This is a genomic window from Streptomyces sp. NPDC058464 (assembly GCF_042721035.1).
Lineage (GTDB): Bacteria > Actinomycetota > Actinomycetes > Streptomycetales > Streptomycetaceae > Streptomyces.
On record NZ_JBHXMA010000039.1, the window covers coordinates 24,154 to 40,945 of the forward strand.

Below are 16,792 nucleotides of genomic sequence, written 5' to 3' on the forward strand. Positions count from 1 at the left end.
TGATGGCAGAGGACCGGGAGCTGCGGGTCCGCGAACTCCTCGACTCGGTGCGGGCGCAGGGCCGTACCGCCCTCACCGCGCCGGAGGGGAAGGTGATCGCCGACGCGTACGGGATCGCCGTACCGGGCGAGGAACTGGCCACCGACGTCGACGAGGCGGTGGCGTACGCGGCGCGCTTCGCCGGACCCGTGGTCATGAAGATCGTCTCGCCGGACATCCTGCACAAGACCGACGCGGGCGGGGTCGTCGTCGGGGTGGCGGGCGCGGCGGACGTACGCGCGGCCTTCCACCGGATCATCGAGAACGCGCGCGCCTACGACGCCGACGCGCGCATCGAGGGCGTCCAGGTGCAGGAGCTGCTGCCGAAGGGCACGGAGGTCATCGTCGGCGCGGTCACCGACCCCACCTTCGGGAAGGTCGTCGCGTTCGGGCTCGGCGGGGTGCTGGTCGAGGTGCTGAAGGACGTGACCTTCCGGCTCGCGCCCGTCTCCGCCGACGAGGCGCTGTCGATGCTGGACTCCATCAAGGCGGCCGAGGTGCTGCGCGGGGTGCGCGGGCAGGCCGGGGTGGACCGGTGGGCGGTCGCCGAGCAGATCCGCCGGGTCTCCCAACTGGTCGCGGACTTCCCGGAGATCGCCGAGGTGGACCTCAACCCGGTGATCGCCACGGCCGAGGGCGCGGTCGCCGCCGACATCCGGATCATCCTCGCGGAGCAGCAGCCGCACGAGCGTAGGAAGTACACGCGCGACGAGATCCTGGAGAGCATGCGCCGGCTGATGCAGCCCCGCTCCGTCGCCGTGATCGGTGCCTCCAACGAGCAGGGCAAGATCGGCAATTCGGTGATGCGCAACCTCGTGGACGGCGGCTTCGCCGGGGAGATCCATCCGGTGAACCCCAAGGCCGATGACATTCTGGGCCGCAAGGCGTACAAGAGTGTCACGGACGTTCCCGGAGAGGTGGACGTGGCAGTCTTCGCCATTCCCGCCAAGTTCGTGGCAGCGGCGCTGGAGGAGGTGGGCCGGAAGCGGATCCCCAACGCCGTCCTGATCCCCTCCGGCTTCGCGGAGACCGGCGAACACGAACTCCAGGAGGAGATCGTCGCAATCGGCGAGCGGTACGGCATCCGTCTCCTCGGCCCGAACATCTACGGCTACTACTCCACCTGGCAGGACCTGTGCGCCACGTTCTGCACGCCGTACGACGTGAAGGGCGGGGTGGCGCTGACCTCCCAGTCGGGCGGGATCGGCATGGCGATCCTGGGCTTCGCGCGCACCACCAAGACGGGTGTGTCGGCGATCGTCGGCCTCGGCAACAAGTCGGACCTGGACGAGGACGACCTGCTGACCTGGTTCGGCGAGGACCCGCACACCGAGTGCATCGCCATGCACCTGGAGGACCTGAAGGACGGTCGCGCCTTCGTCGAGGCGGCGCGAAACACCGTACCCAGGAAGCCTGTTGTGGTCCTCAAGGCGGGGCGTACGGCGGCCGGGGCCAAGGCGGCCGGTTCGCACACGGGCGCGCTCGCGGGCGACGACGCGGTGTACGACGACATCCTGCGGCAGGCGGGCGTCATCCGGGCGCCGGGCCTGAACGACATGCTGGAGTACGCGCGCGGCCTGCCGGTGCTGCCGCCCCCGCAGGGCGACAACGTCGTGATCATCACCGGCGCGGGCGGCAGCGGCGTCCTGCTGTCCGACGCGATCACCGACAACGGGCTGACCCTGATGGAGATACCGCCCGACCTGGACGAGGCGTTCCGGCGCTTCATCCCGCCGTTCGGCGCCGCCGGCAACCCGGTGGACATCACGGGCGGCGAGCCGCCGTCGACGTACGAGGCGACGATCCGGCTGGGTCTCGAGGACCCGCGGATCCACGCGCTCGTCCTCGGCTACTGGCACACCATCGTCACCCCGCCGATGGTCTTCGCCGAACTGACGGCCCGCGTGGTCGCGGAGTTCCGCGAGCGGGGCATCGAGAAGCCGGTCGTCGCCTCGCTCGCGGGGGACGTCGAGGTCGAGGAGGCCTGCCAGTACCTGTACGAGCGGGGGGTCGTGGCGTACCCGTACACGACCGAACGGCCGGTGGCCGTGCTCGGCGCCAAGTACCGCTGGGCGCGGGCGGCCGGGCTGCTGGGGAGCGACGGGGCGAGCAGCGGACGGTTGGGGGGCGGGTCATGACGTAGCCGAGGAAGGGGCCGGCCGGCGGAGCGCGTCCCCGGCCGGCCCCGGGACCCGTGCGCGCACGAAAGGCATTGGACAGGGGGCGCTGGCCAGAGCTTTCGACGCAAGGGGTGCTGAGCGAACATGTCATCCATCGATCTAACGGCGTCCGTCCCCTTCAGGGAGGTGACGGACCGCAACGGCCGCAGGTACCGGATCGGCGAACGCGATGTCGATCTGATGGGCCGGACACGCAAGTGGATGGTCATCCTGCCCTGGGTGGGCATGATGGGCATCAGCTCCGCCGAGTACGCGTTCACGTCGGCGGAGGACACGCTGCACGAGGCGCATCTGTGGAGCAGCGGGCACATCTTCTGGCTGATGGGCGTCTGGGTGTTCTTCCAGGCGGCCGTGGCCTTCCCGGCCGGGCAGCTGCGGGAGAGCGGTCGGCTCCCCGCCCGTACGGCCATGCTGATCGGCGCGGTGGGCACGCTGCTGGGCTATGTGTCGCTGGCGTTCGCACCGAACGTGGTCGTCGCCTATCTCGGCTTCGGCATGTGCAGCGGCATCGGCGCCGGTCTCGTCTACGCGACCTGCGTGAACATGGTCGGCAAGTGGTATCCGGAGCGCAAGGGCGGCAAGACGGGCTTCGTGAACGGCGGTTTCGCCTACGGATCCGTGCCCTTCGTCTTCCTCTTCACCTCGGTCCTCGACCTGGGCAACTACAAGGTCCTGCTCTCCTCGGTCGGCATCGGACTGTGTCTGGTGGTGGCGTCGGCCGGCTGGTTCTTCAAGGACCCGCCGAAGAACTGGTGGCCGCCGCACGTCGACCCCCTGAAGGTCGATCAGGACCCGAAAATACGGCGGGCGTTGGAGAAGAACCCGCCGGCCGTCAAGCAGTACACCCCGAAGGAGGCCGCCCGTACCCCCGTCCTGTGGATGATGTGGTTCTGTCTGCTCTGCACGGCCGGGATCAATATCTTCGGCATCGCCTTCCAGGTGCCGTTCGGCAAGGACATGGGTTTCGCGGGCGGGATCGTGGCCACCGCCATGTCCCTGAAGGCAATCGTCAACGGCACCGGGCGCGGGGTCATCGGCTGGATCTCCGACCGCTACGGCCGCCGCAACACGCTCATCATCGTGTGCATCGTGCTCGGGACGGCACAGTTCGGCGTGCTGGTCTCCGGCCAGATGCACAGCATGCCGTTCTTCCTGTTCTGCTCCATGGTCTCCGGGTTCGGCGGCGGGGCGATCTTCCCGCTCTTCGCGGCCATGACGGCGGACTACTTCGGTGAGAACAACAACGCCACCAACTACGGGATGGTCTACAGCTCCAAGCTGATCTCCGGCCTGGTGGGCTCCGGTCTGGGCGCGGTCGTCGTCGGTGAGTGGGACTACCACGGCGCGTTCGTGCTCGCGGGCTCCGTCGGCCTGGCCTCCGCAGTGCTGGCCCTCTTCCTCAAGGCACCGGGCAGGCCCAGCGCCCGGCGCATCGTCCCCAACCCGCAGCCGCTCGGCGAGGAGATGGCGTGACATGACGGCAGACCCTGTAGCCACGAACAGCACCGACGCCGGACGACGCCCGTACCGCGAGGTCACGGACGCCCGCGGCCGCGTCTACCGGATCGGCGAGACCGACCGGGACATCCTCGGCCACTCCCGCAACATCATGGTGTACCTCCCCTGGATCGCCATGATGGCCATCAGCGTCTTCGAGTACGCGTACGGCTCCGCGGAGGACACCCTGTCCCACGCGCACGGCTGGACGCAGTCCAACACCTTCTGGATCCTGAGCGTCTGGGTGTTCTTCCAGGCCGGCATCGCGTTCCCGGCGGGCTGGCTGCGCGAGAAGGGCATCCTGACCGCCCGCCGCGCCATGTACACCGGCTCCGTGATGTGCCTGATCGGCTTCCTGGCCCTCTCCCACATCAGCGAGATATGGCTGGCGATCATAGGCTTCGGCGTGATCGGCGGCCTCGGCTCCGGCCTGGTCTACGCGACCTGCATCAACATGGTCGGCAAGTGGTTCCCCGAACGCCGGGGCGCCCGCACCGGTTTCGTGAACGGCGGCTTCGCGTACGGCTCGCTCCCGTTCATCTTCATCTTCAACTACGCCTTCGACACGGCGAACTACCACCGCGTCCTGGACCTCATCGGCGCTTACGTGATGGTCGTGGTCCTGGTCTCGGCGTTCTTCTTCAAGGACCCGCCGAAGAACTGGTGGCCGGCCGACGTCGACCCCCTCGCCCACGCGACCGACACCAGGACCGCGACGGCCCTCGCCAAGAACCCGCCCGCGGTACGCCAGTTCACCCCCAAGGAGGCGATCCGCACCGGCATGCTCCCCCTGATGTGGATCTCCATCGTCATGACGGCGGGCGTGTCGATCTTCGGCATCTCCTTCCAGGTGGACTTCGCGAAGGACGTCGGCTTCGGCCCCCTGGTCGCAGCGTCCTCGATGGGCGTGATGGCGGTCATCAACGGCGTCGGCCGCGGCGTGGTCGGCTGGCTCTCCGACCGCCTCGGCCGCAAACCGACCCTCGTCTTCGTCATCGTCGTCCTGGGCCTCGCCCAGTTCGGCGTGATCTGGGCCGGTGACATCAAGAGCGAGTGGCTGTTCCTGTTCTTCGCCTTCCTCTCCGGCTTCGGCGGCGGCGCCTTCTACCCGCTCTTCGCCGCCCTCACCCCGGACTACTTCGGCGAGAACTACAACGCCACCAACTACGGCCTGGTCTACAGCGGCAAACTCATCAGCGGCCTCTTCGGCGGCGGCCTCGGCTCCATGGTGGTCGGCGCCTGGGGCTACAACGGCGCGTACGCCCTGGCCGGCGGCATCTCGATGCTGGCGGCGGGGGTGGCGCTGCTGCTGCGGCAGCCGGGGAGGGGGACGACGGCGAAGGTGGGGGCGGTACAGCCGCAGACGGCTACCTGACGGTTCCCGCCGAACCTCAGGTCGAGGTATTCCCGGTGGTGAGTCCCGGACCCGTGTCCGGGACTCAGCCGCTTCCACAACACGCCCTTCGCCGCAGGCCCAGGCAACGCTGTGCGCGGTCCGGAGGGCGGCGGACCTCGACGGAGGACGCCGATGGCCTGGGGCTCTTCGGTCTGCTCAACGCAGGGCCGGCGCGCCACGATAGGTTCAACCATGCGATCTCGAACAAGCGGCATGTGGTGGGGTACGGCCGTCGAGGCACCCGACCCGGCACTCCTGGCCCGCTTCTACGCGGGACTGCTGGAGTGGCCGATCGTGCACGAGGAGCCCGGGACGGCTGTCGTCGCTCCGCCCCAGGGAGCCGTCTACATCGTCTTCCAGGAGGCCGCCGGCTATCGGCCGCCCACCTGGCCGCCGGTCGACGGGGAGCAGCGCACGATGATGCATCTCGACTTCCAGGTGGACGACTTGGACGCGGCAGTGGCCGAGGCCGTCGCCATGGGAGCGGTACTCGCGCCGGATCAGCCGCAGGACCATGTGCGCGTGCTGTTCGATCCCGCCGGTCACCCCTTCTGCCTGTGCCGGGACGACGGGTAGGAGGAGGAACAGGACCCGCGAAATTCGTACGCGCTGGCTGCGCGGGTCCCATAGGTTCCCGGCGGGAGGCCTGCCGAGGTGCTCCGAATCTGGGAACATCGACGACCGTGGAGTCGATACCGGTGAGCGCGGCGCCGAAGTCGCTGGTTTGGCAAGGTGACGAACTGGTCTGCGCGGTCGGGGGCGGTCGGCGCTGGGGCCTGGACGGCATGGAGCAGAGGGCGGCCTTGGACTGGGCGTTTCCGTTCGACGCCGGGACCGCCTCGGTCTCGGGACCCTGTGCCGCGGTGTACCAGGAGCGCGGGACCAAGGGCATGCTGCTCGACGGCGAACGGATCGTGCGAGAGCTGAACCGCAGCTATTACCACGCACCGGACTACGACTACCCGCTCGCCCTGGGCGCGTTGGGCGACGGTCGCGAAGTCGTCGTGCACTGCCCCGACGAATACAACGTGCTCCAGATCGAGGACGCGGCGAGCGGCGAGCGGTTGACCGCCGGCGGACGTGAGCCGCAGGACGTCTTCCACTCCAGGCTCGGCCTGAGCCCGGACGGCCGGTACCTGCTCTCGGTCGGCTGGGTCTGGCAGCCTTTCGGGATCGCCAGGGTCTACGACACGGCGCTCGCGCTCAGCGACCCCGGCGCCCTGGACGGCGAGGGATTGTTGCCGACAGCGGCGGTCATGAGCGGGGAGGTGACGGCGGGCTGCTGGCTCGACGCCGACCGGCTGGTGCTGGCGGCGGGGTCGGAGGAGTGGGACGAAGAGGAGACGGCCGGGCTGCCGCCGCGCCACCTCGGGGTGTGGTCGGTGTCCGAGGGACGCTGGCTCCACCGCAGCCCCGCCGGCGATGCCGAGCCGGGTGTCCTGCTCCTGCCCCGCGGCGATCAGGTGATCTCGTTCCCCGGCCACCCGCGGCTGCTCGACACGGCTACCGGGCGCGTCGTCGCCGAGTGGCCCGAGGTCGGCGTACCGGCAAAATCGGCGTGCTTCGGCCGCGCCGACCCGACCCCCGTCGCCGCCCTCCACCCCGACGGCACCCGGCTGGCCGTCGCGCAGGCGAACCGCATCGCCCTCATCACGCTGCCCTGAGCCCCGACCAGGGTCAGGACGTGGCCCGCTCGTGGTACGACCGCCGCGTGTGCTCCGTGTGTTCGCGCATCAGGCGGGTCGCCAGCTGCTCGTCCCGTGCCGTGATCGCCGCGATCAGTCCGCGGTGTTCGATCCAGGACTGGTGGCCGCGCTGGCGGGCCACCGGGGTGTAGTACCAGCGGACCCGGCGGTCGACCTGGGCGGCGAGTTCGGCGAGGACCGTGTTGCCGGCCAGGTCCATGATCTTGGCGTGGAACGCGGCGTTCAGGGCGACGGCCCCGTCCACGTCGTCCGCGGCGACCGCCTTCTCGCCCTCCGCGCAGAGGGATTCGAGGGCGGCCACTCCCGCGCTGCCCGCGTTGGCTGCCGCCAGTCGGGCCGCCTCCGCCTCCAACAGGGTGCGGACCGTGAGGAGTTGGTCGGCCTCGTCCTCCGTGGGCTCGTGGACGAACGCGCCCTGGGCGGGCCGGAGGTCGACCCAGCCCTCGGTGTTCAGCCGCTGCAGCGCCTCGCGCACCGGCTGCCGCGAGACGCCTAGGTGGCCCGCGAGTTCGCTCTCCACGAGATGCTGGCCGGGCCGGAGGGAACGGGTGGTGATGAGTTCCAGCAGCGCCTCGTAGACACGGTCGCGGAGCGGACCGGGGCGTTCGAGCTTCGGCACCGCGCCCTGCGGCAGTCCGGCTGACAACATCGGGTCCCCCTTCGGCAGACACCCGTTACGAGCGGACACTCAGTAGCGTCAGGATCGATTGTCTTTCGTCTACAGTCTACGGCGCACGACTGCCAGAGGAAGCGGAAGTTGACCACGTCACACCGCAGAACGCGCTCTCACGCGCTCTCACGGACAGCGCACGACCTGGCCCGCGTAGGACAGGTTGCCGCCGAAGCCGAAGAGGAGGATCGGGTCACCGCCTGAGACGCGCCCCTGCTCGACCAGCTTGGAGAGGGCGAGCGGGATGCTGGCGGCGGAAGTGTTGCCCGACTCGGTGACGTCCCGCGCGACGACCGCGTTGACCGCGCCGATCTTCGCGGCGAGGGGTTCGATGATCCGCAGGTTGGCCTGGTGGAGGACGACGGCCGCCAGGTCGGCGGGGGCGACCCCGGCCTTCTCGCAGGCGCGCCGGGCGATGGGCGGCAGCTGGGTGGTGGCCCAGCGGTAGACGCTCTGCCCCTCCTGCGCGAACCGGGGCGGGGTGCCCTCGATGCGTACGGCGTGGCTCATCTCGGGGACGGAACCCCAAAGGACCGGGCCGATCCCGGGCTCCTCGCCCGGTCCGCACGCCTCGACCACGGCCGCGCCCGCCCCGTCGCCGACCAGGACACACGTCGTACGGTCGGTCCAGTCCGTGACCTCGGACATCTTGTCGGCGCCGATGACGAGCGCACGGGTGGCGGCGCCGGCCCGGACGGTGTGGTCGGCGGTGGCCAGCGCGTGGGTGAAGCCCGCGCAGACGACGTTGATGTCCATCGCGGCGGGCTGCGGGATGCCGAGCCGGGCGGCGACGCGGGCGGCCATGTTCGGGGAGCGGTCGATCGCGGTGGAGGTGGCGACCAGGACCAGGTCGATGTCCGCGGGGGTGAGGCCGGCCGCGGCCAGGGCCTTCGCCGCGGCGTGCGCGGCCAGCTCGTCGACGGGTTCGTCGGGTCCGGCGATGTGCCGGGTGTTGATGCCCACCCGGCTGCGGATCCACTCGTCACTGGTGTCGACCATGCCCGCCAGGTCCTCGTTGGTGAGTACCCTGGCGGGCTGGTAGTGGCCGACGGCGGCGATGCGCGAGCCGTTCATGGGTGGTGGGTCCCCCTCGTTGCCTCGGTGTGGGCCCACCAGTCTGTTCAGTGACTCACGGGTACGAGGGCACGTAAGGCCACAGGAAACGAGCGCCCGAGTTGTCGGCTTCTTGCAGACCCTCGGACGCCCGAGCATTCCCGCAGGTCACCCGTTGAACAGTTGTGTCGCCTTCTGCACGAGTTCGTACACCCCGTAGGCGAACGGCGCGCCGACCCAGACCCAGGCGACGGCGATCAGCCAGCGGCGGTCCGGCTCAGGCCGGCTGCTCTCGTTCGACATCGACGGCCTCCCTCGGGGCGGGGATGTGGTGGCGGGTGTTGACGGGGCGGACCAGCTCGTTGGCGACGAATCCGACGACGAGCAGGCCGATCATGATGCCGAAGGACAGGGTGTACAGGTCGGAGCCGTGCTTGCCCGCGTCCTTCTGGTGGTCGGCGATCCAGTTGACGATCAGCGGCCCGAGTACTCCGGCGAGGGACCAGGCGGTGAGCAGCCGGCCGTGGATGGCGCCGACCTGGTAGGTGCCGAAGAGGTCCTTCAGGTAGGCGGGGACGGTCGCGAAGCCGCCGCCGTAGAAGGAGAGGATCACCAGGGCGCAGAGGATGAACAGCGGCTTGGACGAGTCGCCGAAGAGGGCGATGAGCAGGTACATCAGGGCGCCCACGCCGAGGTAGACGCGGTAGATGTTCTTGCGCCCGATCAGGTCGGAGGTGGACGACCAGCCGATCCGGCCCGCCATGTTGGCGGCGGACAGCAGGGCGACGAACCCGGCCGCCGCGGAGACCGAGACCGGTGTGGAGCTGTCGGCGAAGAAGTCCGTGATCATCGGGGCGGCCTTCTCCAGGATGCCGATGCCGGCGGTCACGTTCATGCAGAGCACCACCCACAGGCACCAGAACTGGGGGGTGCGGATGGCGCTGTTCGCGGAGACCTGCACGCCCTCGAAGGCGCTCGGCGCGTCCGCTGTGTTTTCGCGGTCCTCCGCTCGCGGGACGCGGATCAGCAGCACGCCGAGGGTCATGAAGACGGCGTACGACAGCCCGTGCACCAGGAAGGCGAGCGCGATGCCATCGTTGTCACTGCCGAAGGACGAAAGCATCTGCGCGGACCAGGGCGAGGCGATCAGCGCACCGCCGCCGAAGCCCATGATGGCGATGCCGGTGGCCATGCCGGGTCGGTCCGGGAACCATTTGATCAGCGTGGAGACCGGCGAGATGTAGCCGATGCCGAGGCCGATGCCGCCGACGAATCCGTAGCCGAGGACGATCAGCCAGAACTGCTTGGTCTCGGCGCCGAGCGCGGAGATCAGGAAGCCGGTGGAGAAGCAGACCAGGGCGACGGTCATGGCCCAGCGCGGTCCGTTGCGCTCGACGAGGGTGCCGCCGAACGCGGCCGACAGACCGAGCATCACGATCGCGAGCTGGAAGGGCAGCGCGCTCTGGGTGCCGCTCAGGTTCAGCGCGGATTCGAGTGGCGGCTTGAACACGCTCCAGGCGTAGGCCTGGCCGATGGAGAGATGGACGGAGAGGGCGGCGGGCGGGACGAGCCAGCGGCTCCAGCCCGGCGGTGCTACAGGGGGGCTGCTCATGAGTCCCGAACGGTAGGGCCGCGCCAGGGTGGTTGAGAACCCGACGACTCGATCGTGTGCGTTGAGCGGTATCCAGAATGCGCCGAACGGTCGCCGTCCGAACTCTTGTCGCCACTCTTGTCCGCCCCCACTCCATACTGTAGACAATATTTCGTCGACATGATTCGGCCGACGTCTCCGCGGTATCCCTCAAACCGAACGGAGTGTTCCGTGAAAGTCGCAGTCCTCGGTGCCGGTGCGATCGGCGCCTACGTCGGTGCCGCGCTCCATCGCGCGGGCGCCGATGTGCATCTCATCGCCCGTGGACCCCATCTGGCGGCCATGAGGCAGTACGGAGTACGGGTGCTGAGCCCGCGCGGCGACTTCACCGCGCACGCCCACGCCACCGACGACCCGGCCGAGGTCGGCCCGGTCGACTACGTCTTCCTGGGCCTGAAGGCCAACTCGTACGCGGCGTGCGGGCCGCTGATCGAGCCGCTGCTGCACGAGCGGACGGCGGTGGTCGCCGCCCAGAACGGCATCCCCTGGTGGTACTTCCACCGGCACGGCGGCCCCTACGACGGCCACCGCGTCGAGAGCGTCGACCCGGCAGGTGCGGTCAGCGCCGTACTCGCCCCCGAACGCGCCCTCGGCTGCGTGGTCTACGCGGCCACCGAACTCGAAGCCCCGGGCGTGGTACGGCATTTGGAGGGCACCAGGTTCTCGATCGGCGAGCCCGACCGCAGCGTGTCCAAGCGCTGCCTGCGGTTCAGCGAGGCCATGCAGACCGGTGGGCTGAAGTGCCCGGTGGAGCCCGACCTGCGCAACGACATCTGGCTCAAGCTGCTCGGCAACATCTCCTTCAACCCGATCAGCGCGCTGGCCCGCGCCACCATGCGGCAGATGTGCCTGCACGGCGGCACCCGCCGGGTCATCGAGATCATGATGCGCGAGACGCTCGACGTCGCCGAGGCGCTCGGCTGCGAGGTCGGGATCTCCATCGAACGCCGGCTGGCGGGCGCCGAGAAGGTCGGCGACCACCGCACCTCCACGCTCCAGGACCTGGAACGCGGCAAGCCGCTGGAACTCGACGTGCTCCTCGCGGCCGTCGTCGAGCTGGCGGAGATCACCGGCGTGCAGGTGCCCACCCTGCGCACCGTGCACGCCATCTCGGACCTGCTCGCGCTGAGGAGTGCCGCATGAGGAAGCGTGAACCGAGGACGTACACCCGTCTCACCCACCCGCTGGTCAGGGACTCCCGCAACGAACCCTTCCGGCAGGCGAGCTGGGAGGAGGCCCTGGAGCGCGCGGCCGGCGGCCTGGACCGCAACCGGGACGCGTTCGGGATGTTCTCCTGCGCCCGCGCCACCAACGAGATGAACTACGTGGCCCAGAAGTTCGCCCGGGTGGTGATGGGCACCAACAACGTCGACTCCTGCAACCGGACGTGTCATGCCCCGAGCGTGGCCGGTCTGAGCGCCGCCTTCGGCTCCGGCGGCGGCACCTCCTCGTACGAGGAGATCGAGCACACCGACGTCATCGTGATGTGGGGCTCCAACGCCCGCTTCGCGCACCCGATCTTCTTCCAGCACGTGCTGAAGGGGATCAGGAACGGCGCCCGGATGTACGCCGTCGACCCGCGCCGCACGTCGACCGCCGAGTGGGCGGAGAGCTGGCTCGGCCTGAACGTCGGTACGGACATCCCGATGGCGCACGCGATCGGCCGGGAGATCATCCACGCGGGGCTGGCCAACGAGGCGTTCATCCGGCGGGCGACCACCGGCTTCGAGGAGTACAGGGCGCTCGTGGAGCCCTGGACGCTGTCCCTCGCCGAGAAGGTGACGGGCGTACCGGCGCGTGCGACAAGGGAGTTGGCGCACGCCTACGCCCGTGCCGAGCGCGCCCAGCTGTGCTGGACCCTCGGCATCACCGAGCACCACAACGGCACCGACAACGTCCGCGCCCTGATCAACCTCTCCCTGCTCACCGGTCAAGTGGGCCGCTGGGGCGCCGGGTTGCAGCCGCTGCGCGGCCAGAACAACGTGCAGGGCGGCGGCGACATGGGCGCGATCCCGAACCGCCTGCCCGGCTTCCAGGACATCCTCGACCCGGACGCCCGGCTCAAGTTCGAGTCGGCCTGGGACACCGTCATCCAGCCGCACTACGGGCTGAACCTCACCGAGATGTTCGAGGCGATGGAGGAAGGCACGCTCAAGGCGGTCTACTGCATCGGCGAGAACCCGGCCCAGTCGGAGGCCGACAGCGAGCAGGCAATACGGCGGCTGAGCGCCCTCGACTTCCTTGTCGTCCAGGACATCTTCCTCACGAGGACGGCGGAGCTGGCGGACGTGGTGCTGCCCGCGACCGCCGGCTGGGCGGAGACCGAGGGCACCACCACCAACAGCGAGCGCCGGGTACAGCGGGTCCGCCGTGCGGTCACCCCGCCGGGCGAGGCCCGGGAGGACATCGACATCCTCTGCGCGCTGGCGGCCCGGCTCGGCCACGACTGGAAGTACGCGGACGCGGAGGCCGTCTGGAACGAGCTGCGCTCGGTCTCCCCGGACCACTACGGGATGACGTACGACCGCCTGGTCGAGCACCAGGGCATCCAGTGGCCGTGCCCGAGCACCGAGCGCCTCGAACCGACGTACCTGCACGGCCGGTTGTGGGAGACGGACCCGGCGAAGCGCGGGACGCCGGCGCCCTTCGGGCTGGTCCGGCACGATCCGCCGGTCGACCTCACCGACGAGGACTACCCCGTCCGGCTCACCACCGGGCGGCGGCTCGACTCGTACAACACCGGTGTCCAGAGCGGCGGTTACGCCTCCCCGCTGCGGCGCGGCGAGTACATCGAGCTGTGCCCGGAGGACGCCGAGCGGTACGGGGTGGTCGTCGGCGAGGAGGTCCGGGTCTCCTCACGGCGGGGCTCGGTCGTGGCCCCCGTCTGGATCGACACCGCCCTGCGCCCCGGTCTCGCCTTCATGACCATGCACTTTCCCGACGAGGTGGACACCAACCAGCTGACCATCGAGGCCAACTGCCCGATCGCGGGGACGGCGGAGTTCAAGGCGTCGGCGATCCGTGTCGAGAAGCTCCCGGTCGCGACCATCGTGAGGTGACGCAAGTGGACCTGCACTTCGGCGACAGCAAGCCGACGGATGACGAACGGGCCGCCGTCGACGCCCTGTTGGGCCCTCCGGAGTCCTCCTGGGAGGGCGCCGACCGTTCCGACGCGGACCTGCGGTGGGCGCGCGGCGGCCGGGAGGCCCGGGACCGCCGCGACCTGCTGCTGCCGGGGCTGCACGCGATCAACGACCGGATCGGCTGGATCAGCGAGGGCGCCCTCGGCTACCTGTGCCGCCGCCTGACGGTCCCCCCGGCGGAGGCCTACGGGGTCGCCACCTTCTACGCGATGTTCTCCGTCAAGCCGCGCCCGGCGACCGTCCTGCACGTCTGCACGGACCTGGCGTGCACGGCGGCCGGCGCGTCGGCGCTGTGCGCCGGTGTGGAGGAGAGTGCCGGTCCCGGGGTGCACGTCGAGCGCAGCCCCTGTCTGGGCCTGTGCGAGCGGGCCCCGGCCGCCCTCGCGATCCGGGCCGGGGATCCGGTGCGTACGGCGGTGGCGGCGCCGGCGACCGTGGAGACGGCCGTCCTCGCGGCCACCGCACCCGACTCGGCGCCCGAAGAGCCCCCGGCCGCCCTGGCCGTACCCCAGGCCGGGCAGGACGGCCTCGTCCTCCTCAAGCGCATCGGCGTGGTCGACCCGTCCTCGCTCGACGACTACCGGGCGAACGGCGGCTACACGGCGCTCCGGCACGCCTTCGGGCTCGGCCCCGCCGGGGTCATCCGCGAGGTCACCGACGCGGGCCTGGTCGGGCGCGGTGGCGCCGCCTTCCCCACCGGCCGCAAGTGGCAGGCCACGGCGTCCCAGCCCGACCACCCGCACCACCTGGTCTGCAACGCCGACGAATCGGAGCCGGGCACCTTCAAGGACCGCGTGCTCATGGAGGGCGATCCGTACTCCCTCGTGGAGGCGATGACGATCGCGGCCTACGCGATCGGCGCGCACCGGGGCTTCGTCTACCTCCGCGGCGAGTACCCGCGGGCGACCCGCCGCCTCCAGCACGCGATCGACCAGGCCCGCTCCCGCGGCCTGCTCGGCGACGACGTCCTCGGCCAGGGCTTCGCCTTCGACATCGAGATCCGGCGCGGCGCCGGGGCGTACATCTGCGGTGAGGAGACCGCCCTGTTCAACTCCATCGAGGGGTACCGGGGCGAGCCGCGCTCGAAGCCGCCGTTCCCCGTGGAGAGGGGGCTGTTCGGGAAGCCGACGGTCGAGAACAACGTGGAGACGCTGGTCAACGTCCTGCCGATCCTGACCATGGGCGCCCCGGCGTACGCGGCGATCGGAACGGCGAAGTCCACCGGCCCGAAGCTGTTCTGCGTGTCGGGGAGCGTGGCCCGTCCGGGCATCTACGAACTCCCCTTCGGCGCCACGCTCGGTGAGCTCCTCCAACTGGCCGGAGCGCGCGAGAACTTGCGGGCGGTCCTGCTCGGCGGCGCGGCCGGCGGCTTCGTACGGCCGGACGAACTCGGCATCCCGCTCACCTTCGAGGGCACCCGGGAGGCGGGCACCACGCTCGGCTCGGGTGTGGTGACGGCCTTCGACGACACCGTTCCCCTCCCCCGACTCCTGCTCCGGATAGCCCAGTTCTTCCGTGACGAGTCCTGCGGGCAGTGCGTGCCCTGCCGGGTCGGGACGGTCCGGCAGGAGGAGGCGCTGCACCGGATCGTCGCGCGCACCGGCGCCGACGCGGCCGGGGACGTCGCGCTGCTGCGCGAGGTCGGCCGGGCGATGCGGGACGCCTCGATCTGCGGTCTCGGCCAGACCGCCTGGAACGCCGTGGAATCCGCCATCGACCGTCTGGGGGCGTACGAATGACCGTCACACCGCTGGGGATCCCGCGCCGGCTGCTGGAGTTCACGCTCGACGGCGAGGAGGTGCGGGTCCCGGAGGGCTCGACCGTCCTGGACGCCTGCCGGGCGGCCGGGAAGGACGTGCCGACCCTGTGCGAGGGCGACACGCTGCGCCCGAAGAACGCCTGCCGGGTGTGCGTGGTGGAGGTGGAGGGGGCACGGACCCTCGTACCCGCCTGCTCCCGGAAGGCCGAGCCGGGGATGGTGGTGCGGACCGGCGGTGAACGCGTCCGGCACAGCCGCAGGATCGTCCTGGAGCTGCTGGCCTCCTCGGTGGACCTGTCCACGACCCCCCGTGCAGCCGAGTGGATCAAGGAGTACGAGGCGAAGCCGGACCGGTTCGGCCCCGACGCGGCCCGGCTGGACGAGGAGCCCAGGGTCGACAACGATCTGTACGTGCGCGACTACGGCAAGTGCATCCTCTGCTACAAGTGCGTGGACGCCTGCGGCGACCAGTGGCAGAACAGTTTCGCAATCTCTGTTTCCGGGCGCGGCTTCGACGCCCGGATCGCCGTCGAGCACGACGCCCCGCTGACCGACTCGGCATGTGTGTACTGCGGGAACTGCGTGGAGGTGTGTCCCACCGGGGCGCTGTCGTTCAAGTCGGAGTTCGACATGCGGGCGGCGGGCACCTGGGACGAGTCGCGGCAGACGGAGACGACCACCGTGTGCGCGTACTGCGGTGTGGGCTGCAACCTCACGCTCCACGTGCAGGACAATGAGATAGTCAAGGTCACCTCGCCGCACGACAACCCGGTGACCCACGGCAATCTCTGCATCAAGGGCCGTTTCGGCTACCAGCACGTACAGAACCGGGGCTGATCAGACCATGGGACGAGTCACGGAACGACGCAAGGTCATCCGCATCCGCGACGGAGCGGTCTCCGCCCGGCCGGACACGCTCGTCGCCGAGGAACCACTGGAGATCAGGCTCAACGGGAAACCCCTCGCCATCACCATGCGCACGCCCGGCGACGACTTCGCGCTGGCGGCCGGGTTCCTGGTGAGCGAGGGGGTGCTGGCGGCCGCCGGCGACCTGCAGAACATCGTGTACTGCGCGGGCGCCACGGTGGACGGCTCCAACACCTACAACGTGGTCGACGTGCGGACCACGCCGGGCGTGCAGCTCCCCGACTTCACCCTGGAGCGGAACGTCTACACGTCCTCGTCCTGCGGGCTGTGCGGCAAGGCGAGCCTCGACGCGGTGCGTACGACGGCCCGCTGGCCGATAGCCGACACTCCCCCGGTCCGGGTCGGACCCGAGCTGCTCGCGAGCCTCCCCGACCGGCTCCGCGCGGCGCAGCGGGTCTTCGACCGGACCGGGGGGCTGCACGCGGCGGCCCTGTTCACGGAGGACGGCGAGCTGCTGGACATCCGTGAGGACGTGGGCCGGCACAACGCGGTGGACAAGCTGGTCGGCCGGGCCCTGCAGAACGGCGACCTGCCGCTGTCCCGGGCGATCCTGCTGGTCTCCGGGCGGGCCTCCTTCGAGCTGGCGCAGAAGGCGGTGATGGCGGGCATCCCGGTGCTCGCGGCGGTCTCCGCGCCGTCGTCGCTGGCGGTGGACCTGGCGGCGGAGACCGGGCTGACCCTGGTCGGTTTCCTGCGGGGCAGCAACATGAACGTGTACGCGGGCGAGGACCGCATCGCTCTGCGGGCCGCGGCCGCCCAGGGCTGACCGGT

The 16,792-nt window shown here is 70.3% G+C and carries 14 protein-coding genes; 10 read left to right on the forward strand and 4 right to left on the reverse strand.

What is annotated here, in order from left to right:
- The first annotated feature begins 2 nt into the window (after positions 1–2).
- The 5 genes from ACFWPQ_RS38920 (at position 3) to ACFWPQ_RS38940 (ending at position 6,776) form a co-directional block, all read left to right on the forward strand.
- The gene (locus ACFWPQ_RS38920) at positions 3–2,177 is read left to right on the forward strand and encodes an acetate--CoA ligase family protein (protein WP_384045849.1); all 2,175 of its coding nucleotides are present in this window, start codon (positions 3–5) and stop codon (positions 2,175–2,177) included.
- 126 nt (positions 2,178–2,303) lie between these two features.
- A complete protein-coding gene (locus ACFWPQ_RS38925) occupies positions 2,304–3,692 on the forward strand; it encodes an OFA family MFS transporter (RefSeq protein ID WP_384045852.1) in 1,389 nt (462 codons plus the stop codon).
- Between the two features lies 1 nt (position 3,693).
- Complete coding sequence (locus tag ACFWPQ_RS38930; RefSeq protein WP_384045854.1) at positions 3,694–5,091, forward strand: OFA family MFS transporter; 1,398 nt, start codon at positions 3,694–3,696, stop codon at positions 5,089–5,091.
- A 213-nt stretch (positions 5,092–5,304) separates the two neighbouring features.
- Entirely contained in the window at positions 5,305–5,688 is a 384-nt protein-coding gene (locus ACFWPQ_RS38935) for a VOC family protein (RefSeq protein ID WP_384045858.1), read from the forward strand.
- A 107-nt stretch (positions 5,689–5,795) separates the two neighbouring features.
- Complete coding sequence (locus ACFWPQ_RS38940; RefSeq protein ID WP_384045861.1) at positions 5,796–6,776, forward strand: hypothetical protein; 981 nt, start codon at positions 5,796–5,798, stop codon at positions 6,774–6,776.
- 13 nt (positions 6,777–6,789) lie between these two features.
- Here ACFWPQ_RS38940 and ACFWPQ_RS38945 read toward each other — a convergent pair whose 3' ends face one another.
- The 4 genes from ACFWPQ_RS38945 to ACFWPQ_RS38960 form a co-directional block, all read right to left on the reverse strand.
- Complete coding sequence (locus ACFWPQ_RS38945; protein ID WP_384045864.1) at positions 6,790–7,467, reverse strand: GntR family transcriptional regulator; 678 nt, start codon at positions 7,465–7,467, stop codon at positions 6,790–6,792.
- A 147-nt stretch (positions 7,468–7,614) separates the two neighbouring features.
- On the reverse strand, positions 7,615–8,562 hold the full coding sequence (locus tag ACFWPQ_RS38950; protein ID WP_384045867.1) for a beta-ketoacyl-ACP synthase III: 948 nt from the start codon (positions 8,560–8,562) through the stop codon (positions 7,615–7,617).
- Between the two features lie 147 nt (positions 8,563–8,709).
- Positions 8,710–8,844, reverse strand: coding sequence for a hypothetical protein (locus ACFWPQ_RS38955; RefSeq protein WP_256215692.1), 135 nt, complete (start codon positions 8,842–8,844; stop codon positions 8,710–8,712).
- On the reverse strand, positions 8,819–10,153 hold the full coding sequence (locus ACFWPQ_RS38960; protein ID WP_384045870.1) for an OFA family MFS transporter: 1,335 nt from the start codon (positions 10,151–10,153) through the stop codon (positions 8,819–8,821). The genes ACFWPQ_RS38955 and ACFWPQ_RS38960 overlap by 26 nt, the downstream gene beginning before the upstream one ends.
- A gap of 210 nt (positions 10,154–10,363) precedes the next feature.
- Between ACFWPQ_RS38960 and ACFWPQ_RS38965 the strand changes: the two genes are divergently transcribed.
- Genes ACFWPQ_RS38965 through fdhD form a run of 5 tightly spaced genes read left to right on the forward strand, consistent with a single transcriptional unit; the run spans position 10,364 to position 16,787 of the window.
- Entirely contained in the window at positions 10,364–11,335 is a 972-nt protein-coding gene (locus tag ACFWPQ_RS38965; RefSeq protein ID WP_384045873.1) for a 2-dehydropantoate 2-reductase, read from the forward strand.
- Complete coding sequence (locus ACFWPQ_RS38970) at positions 11,332–13,251, forward strand: molybdopterin oxidoreductase family protein (RefSeq protein WP_384045876.1); 1,920 nt, start codon at positions 11,332–11,334, stop codon at positions 13,249–13,251. The genes ACFWPQ_RS38965 and ACFWPQ_RS38970 overlap by 4 nt, the downstream gene beginning before the upstream one ends.
- A 5-nt stretch (positions 13,252–13,256) precedes the next feature.
- The gene (locus tag ACFWPQ_RS38975) at positions 13,257–15,074 is read left to right on the forward strand and encodes an NADH-ubiquinone oxidoreductase-F iron-sulfur binding region domain-containing protein (RefSeq protein ID WP_384046011.1); all 1,818 of its coding nucleotides are present in this window, start codon (positions 13,257–13,259) and stop codon (positions 15,072–15,074) included.
- Entirely contained in the window at positions 15,071–15,931 is an 861-nt protein-coding gene (locus ACFWPQ_RS38980) for a 2Fe-2S iron-sulfur cluster-binding protein (protein WP_384045879.1), read from the forward strand. The genes ACFWPQ_RS38975 and ACFWPQ_RS38980 overlap by 4 nt, the downstream gene beginning before the upstream one ends.
- 7 nt (positions 15,932–15,938) lie before the next feature.
- A complete protein-coding gene (gene fdhD / locus ACFWPQ_RS38985; protein ID WP_384045882.1) occupies positions 15,939–16,787 on the forward strand; it encodes a formate dehydrogenase accessory sulfurtransferase FdhD in 849 nt (282 codons plus the stop codon).
- Positions 16,788–16,792 lie beyond the last annotated feature (5 nt).

Bases quoted from the DNA above. Each gene is read 5' to 3' on its own strand.
- ACFWPQ_RS38955 (WP_256215692.1), bottom strand. From the start codon at position 8,844: ATGTCGAACGAGAGCAGCCGGCCTGAGCCGGACCGCCGCTGGCTGATC.
- ACFWPQ_RS38970 (WP_384045876.1), top strand. From the start codon at position 11,332: ATGAGGAAGCGTGAACCGAGGACGTACACCCGTCTCACCCACCCGCTG.
- ACFWPQ_RS38960 (WP_384045870.1), bottom strand. From the start codon at position 10,153: ATGAGCAGCCCCCCTGTAGCACCGCCGGGCTGGAGCCGCTGGCTCGTC.
- ACFWPQ_RS38930 (WP_384045854.1), top strand. From the start codon at position 3,694: ATGACGGCAGACCCTGTAGCCACGAACAGCACCGACGCCGGACGACGC.
- ACFWPQ_RS38980 (WP_384045879.1), top strand. From the start codon at position 15,071: ATGACCGTCACACCGCTGGGGATCCCGCGCCGGCTGCTGGAGTTCACG.
- ACFWPQ_RS38945 (WP_384045864.1), bottom strand. From the start codon at position 7,467: ATGTTGTCAGCCGGACTGCCGCAGGGCGCGGTGCCGAAGCTCGAACGC.
- ACFWPQ_RS38935 (WP_384045858.1), top strand. From the start codon at position 5,305: ATGCGATCTCGAACAAGCGGCATGTGGTGGGGTACGGCCGTCGAGGCA.
- ACFWPQ_RS38925 (WP_384045852.1), top strand. From the start codon at position 2,304: ATGTCATCCATCGATCTAACGGCGTCCGTCCCCTTCAGGGAGGTGACG.
- ACFWPQ_RS38950 (WP_384045867.1), bottom strand. From the start codon at position 8,562: ATGAACGGCTCGCGCATCGCCGCCGTCGGCCACTACCAGCCCGCCAGG.
- fdhD (WP_384045882.1), top strand. From the start codon at position 15,939: ATGGGACGAGTCACGGAACGACGCAAGGTCATCCGCATCCGCGACGGA.
- ACFWPQ_RS38920 (WP_384045849.1), top strand. From the start codon at position 3: ATGGCAGAGGACCGGGAGCTGCGGGTCCGCGAACTCCTCGACTCGGTG.